This window comes from Pseudomonas sp. NPDC089741, assembly GCF_044748825.1.
GTDB lineage: Bacteria > Pseudomonadota > Gammaproteobacteria > Pseudomonadales > Pseudomonadaceae > Aquipseudomonas > Aquipseudomonas helmanticensis.
This window is the reverse complement of record NZ_JBIVGT010000066.1, coordinates 1-5251: the sequence shown is the minus strand read 5'-3', so window position 1 is coordinate 5251 and position 5251 is coordinate 1. Positions and strand designations below refer to the sequence as shown.

Below are 5251 nucleotides of genomic sequence, written 5' to 3'. Positions count from 1 at the left end.
CGCCCGCTTTACCGCTACCACCAGCGTGGACCTGGGCTTTGACAACCCACTCACTGCCGCCGATTTTGTCGCAAGCTTCTGCTGCTGCTTCCGGGGTGTCTACTGCGTAACCAGTGGAAACTGGCAGGCCGTATTCAGCGAACAGCTGCTTACCCTGATACTCGTGAAGATTCATGCTTTTTACCGTCTTCGTTAGGTACTGCGCATTCGGCGCTGCGCTCGTTTGAGTGCCGCGCCACCTGTGACTGCTGCTTGCGTAGCTGAGCTACGCAAGGCTGCGTCCAGCGGACATTCCGCGGTGAGTCTTGCTCGCAAGGCTCACGACGGGCCGTTACCGCCGTGGTTTCTTATTGTCTGTTAACGCTTTTTGCGGTTGGCAATGTGGATGGCGCCGCCATTCACAGCCAGAGCAGCTTCGTGCAAGGCTTCAGACAGGGTCGGATGGGAGAAAACCATCATGCCCAGGTCTTCAGCGCTGGTGCCGAATTCCATACCGATCGCGCCCTGCTGAACCAGTTCTGCAGCGCTCGGACCAATCACGTGCACACCCAATACGCGGTCAGTCTTGGCATCAGCGATGACCTTGACGAAACCACCGGTATCGTTGGCGGCCATGGCACGGCCGGAAGCGGCGAACGGGAAGGTGCCGACGTTAACTTCAACGCCTTCAGCTTTCAAGGCCTGCTCGGTTTTGCCAACCCACGCGATTTCCGGGTGAGTATAAATAACCGAAGGGATCAGATCATAGTTCATCTGGGCTTTGTGGCCCTTGATGCGCTCGACAACCATGATGCCTTCTTCCGACGCTTTGTGAGCCAGCATCATGCCGCGAACCACGTCACCGATGGCGAAAACGCCCGGTACGGTGGTCGCGCAGTGATCGTCAACGTGCACGAAACCGCGCTCATCGAGGGTCACGCCGCTGTCGGCAGCCAGCAGATCAGTGGTCACCGGACGGCGACCAACGGCTACGATCAGCTTGTCGAAAGTGATGGTCTGTTCGCCGTTGGCATCGGTGTAGTTCACAACGACTTCGTCGCCGTTCACTTTCGAGCCGGTCACGCGAGCGCCCAGTTTGATGTCCAGACCTTGTTTGGTCAGGGTTTTCAGCGCTTCCTTGGAAACAGCGGTGTCCGCTGCCATCAGGAAGGTGTCCAGCGCTTCCAGAACAACCACTTCCGAACCCAGACGCGACCACACCGAACCCAGTTCCAGACCGATCACGCCAGCGCCGATCACGCCCAGACGCTTAGGTACGGTCTGGAATTCCAGAGCGCCAGTCGAATCGACGATGACGTTCTGATCAACCGGAGCCGGTGGAATGTCGATCGGACGCGAACCTGGCGCCAGAATGACGTTTTCAGCTTCGATGATTTCAACCGAGCCGTCTGGCTTGGTGACTTCGACTTTCTTGCCAGCCAGCAGCTTGCCGTGGCCCTGGATCGAAGTAACGCCGTTGGCCTTGAACAGGGTGGCAACGCCGCCGGTCAGGTTCTTGACGATGCCAGCCTTGCGGCCAACCATCGCAGCGACGTCCATTTTGACTTCGCCGGTCGAGATACCGTGAACGTTGAAGCTTTCTTTCGCTTCCTTGTATTTCCAGGAGCTGTCGAGCAGCGCCTTGGAAGGAATGCAGCCCACGTTCAGGCAGGTGCCGCCCAGGGCTTGCTTGCCTTCTGCGTCGGTGTACTTCTCGATGCAGGCAGTGGTCAGACCCAGCTGCGCGGCCTTGATGGCAGCCACGTAGCCACCAGGGCCAGCACCGATCACTACTACGTCAAATTTCTGCGACATTCAAAAAATCCTCTTTAGCAATAAAGCTACAAGCCGCAAGCTACAAGCTCCCAGCCACCCCGCTCGCTTTGAGCTTGTGGCTTGAAACTTGAAACTTGCAGCTGTTTTTTAGATATCCAGCAACAGACGCGCCGGATCTTCCAGCAGGTTCTTGATGGTCACCAGGAAGGTCACAGCTTCTTTGCCATCGATCAGACGGTGATCGTAGGACAGTGCCAGGTACATCATCGGACGGATAACGACCTGACCGTTGATGGCCATAGGACGCTGGATGATGTTGTGCATGCCCAGAATCGCTGCCTGCGGCGGGTTGACGATCGGAGTCGACATCATCGAACCGAAGGTACCACCGTTGGTGATGGTGAAGGTACCACCGGTCATCTCGTCCATCGACAGTTTGCCGTCACGGGCTTTTTTGCCGAATGTTGCGATGCCGCCTTCGATTTCAGCCAGGCTCATCAGTTCGGCGTTACGCAGAACCGGAACAACCAGGCCGCGGTCGCTGGAAACGGCAACGCCGATGTCAGCGTAGCCGTGGTAAACGATGTCAGCGCCGTCGATCGATGCGTTGACAGCCGGGAAGCGTTTCAGCGCTTCGGTAGCGGCTTTCACGAAGAACGACATGAAGCCCAGGCGTACGCCGTTGTGGGACTTCTCGAACAGGTCCTTGTACTTCGAACGCAGGGCCATGACTTCAGTCATGTCGACTTCGTTGAAAGTGGTCAGCATCGCCATGTTCGACTGCGCTTCAACCAGACGCTTGGCCACGGTGGCACGCACGCGGGTCATCGGTACGCGCTTCTCGATGCGGTCGCCAGCGGCGAACACAGGAGCGGCGGCCGAAGGAGCAGCAGCCTTGGCAGGCGCGGCAGCCGGAGCGGCTTTCTTGGCAGCAACAGCAGCAACCACGTCTTCCTTGGTCACACGACCGCCTTTGCCGGTGCCGGCAACGGAGGCGATGTTGATGCCGTTTTCTTCAGCCAGCTTGCGCGCGGCTGGAGCAGCAACAGGATCGTCTTCGCCTTCGCCAGCAGCTGGAGCAGCGGCAGCGGCCGGAGCAGCAGCGGCGGCTGGAGCAGCGGCAGCAGCGCCGCCCGCTTCGATGGAACCCAGCACTTCGTCGGACAGAACGGTGTCGCCTTCGTTCTTGACGATTGCGCCCAGCACGCCGTCGGCGGTAGCCAGAACTTCCAGTACGACTTTGTCAGTTTCGATGTCGACGATCAGGTCGTCACGCTTGACGGCGTCGCCCGGTTTTTTGTGCCAGGTGGCAACGGTGCCATCGGCAACCGATTCCGGGAAAGTGGGGGCTTTGATCTCGATAGCCATTATCTGTAGTTCCTTAAATTCGGTTTCAGGTGCGCGAAGGCGTTAAATGGTAAACGCGTCTTGCAGGAGTTTTTCCTGCTGCTCGGCGTGCATCGATGCGTAACCACAAGCAGGTGCAGCAGAAGCCTCACGGCCCGCGTACTCAAGTACGAGAGACTTGTCGAGGTTGCTGATGCTGCGGCGCAAGTGATGCTGGCTGCAGTACCAGGCGCCCTGGTTCATCGGCTCTTCCTGACACCAAACGGCATTTTTGACGTTGGTGTACGGAGCCAGGACTTCTTTCAAGTCGTCCTCAGGGAATGGATACAACTGCTCGATACGCACGATAGCGATATCTTCACGGCCTTCGGCACGGCGTTTTTCCAGCAGATCGTAGTAGACCTTGCCGCTGCACAGAACAACGCGCTCGACCTTTTTCGGGTCCAGTGCATCGATTTCCGGGATCACGGTCTGGAACGAACCTTCGGCCAGATCTTCCAGGGTCGAGATGGCCAGCTTGTGGCGCAGCAGCGACTTTGGAGTCAGCACGATCAACGGCTTGCGCAGCGGACGAATCACCTGACGACGCAGCAAGTGGTAGATCTGTGCTGGCGTGGTCGGTACAGCTACCTGAATGTTGTGCTCGGCGCACAGTTGCAGGTAACGCTCAAGACGTGCCGAGCTGTGCTCAGGGCCCTGACCTTCGTAACCGTGTGGCAGCAACATGGTCAGACCGCACAGACGGCCCCACTTGTGCTCGCCGCTGGTGATGAACTGGTCGATAACAACCTGTGCACCGTTGGCGAAGTCGCCGAACTGGGCTTCCCAGATCACCAGCGCTTCTGGCGTGGTGGTCGAGTAACCATATTCGAAAGCCAGTACCGCTTCTTCCGACAGGAACGAGTCGTACAGGTCAAAGCGTGGCTGACCGTCGTACAGGTGTGCCAGCGGAATGTAGGTGCCCGCGTCTTTCTGGTTGTGCAACACAGCGTGACGGTGCGAGAACGTACCGCGGCCGATGTCCTGACCGGTCATGCGAATCGGGTGACCTTCGAACGCCAGGGTCGCGTACGCCATGGTTTCGGCGTAACCCCAGTTGATCGGCAGGCCGCCGGCTTGCATTTTCTGACGGTCTTCGTAGATCTTCGCAACCTGACGCTGAACAACGAAGCCGTCCGGAATTTCCAGCAGCTTGGCGGACAGTTCTTGCAGGGTCTTCAGATCGAAACGCGTGTCGTGACGCGCAGTCCAGGCGTGGCCCAGATACGGACGCCAGTCCACGAACAACTCTTTGTTCGGCTCTTTGACCAGCGATTTCACTACGTGCAGACCGTTGTCCAGCGCGTTGCGGTATTCGTCGACCTTGGCCTGAACACGCTCAACGTCCAGTACACCGGACTGAGTCAGACGATCAGCGTACAGCTCACGGGTGGTGCGCTGCTTGGTGATCTGCTGATACATCAGAGGCTGAGTGCCGCTTGGCTCGTCAGCTTCGTTGTGGCCGCGACGACGGTAGCAGACCAGGTCGATCACCACGTCACGCTTGAACTGCATGCGGTCGTCGATGGCCATCTGGGTGACGAACAACACAGCTTCCGGATCATCACCATTCACATGGAGGATCGGCGCCTGGATCATCTTCGCAACGTCGGTGGCGTACTCGGTGGAACGCGAGTCCAGCGGGTTGCTGATGGTGAAACCAACCTGGTTGTTGATCACGATGTGCACGGTACCGCCGGTCTTGAAACCGCGGGTCTGCGACATCTGGAAGGTTTCCATGACCACGCCCTGACCTGCAAAAGCAGCGTCGCCGTGGATGGAGATCGGCAGAACCTTCTCACCGGTCGGGTCGTTACGACGATCCTGACGGGCGCGAACCGAACCTTCTACCACCGGGGAAACGATTTCCAGGTGGGACGGGTTGAACGCCATGGCCAGGTGAACTTCACCGCCGGCGGTCATCACGTTGGACGAGAAGCCCTGGTGATATTTAACGTCACCGGAACCCAGCTCGACCTTCTTCTTGCCTTCGAACTCGTCGAACAGCTCGCGCGGGTTCTTGCCGAAGGTGTTGGCCAGTGCGTTCAGTCGGCCCCGGTGGGCCATGCCGATGACGACTTCCTTGGTGCCGTAGGAACCGGACCGCTGG

4 protein-coding genes are annotated in these 5251 nt (G+C 58.5%); all 4 read right to left on the bottom strand.

Features of this window, described 5'->3' with window-relative positions; genetic code table 11:
- Window positions 1-175, bottom strand: a 175-nt coding sequence (locus tag ACIPZE_RS28560) for an ATP-grasp domain-containing protein (protein ID WP_400776764.1), incomplete at its 3' end; no start/stop codon positions are given.
- A 182-nt stretch (window positions 176-357) separates the two neighbouring features.
- Complete coding sequence (gene lpdA, locus ACIPZE_RS28555; protein ID WP_129391073.1) at window positions 358-1794, bottom strand: dihydrolipoyl dehydrogenase; 1437 nt, start codon at window positions 1792-1794, stop codon at window positions 358-360.
- Window positions 1795-1902: 108 nt separating this feature from the next.
- On the bottom strand, window positions 1903-3123 hold the full coding sequence (gene odhB / locus ACIPZE_RS28550) for a 2-oxoglutarate dehydrogenase complex dihydrolipoyllysine-residue succinyltransferase (RefSeq protein WP_129391071.1): 1221 nt from the start codon (window positions 3121-3123) through the stop codon (window positions 1903-1905).
- Between the two features lie 42 nt (window positions 3124-3165).
- Window positions 3166-5251: 2-oxoglutarate dehydrogenase E1 component (locus ACIPZE_RS28545; protein ID WP_400776762.1), on the bottom strand; the 2086-nt coding region annotated here is incomplete at its 5' end.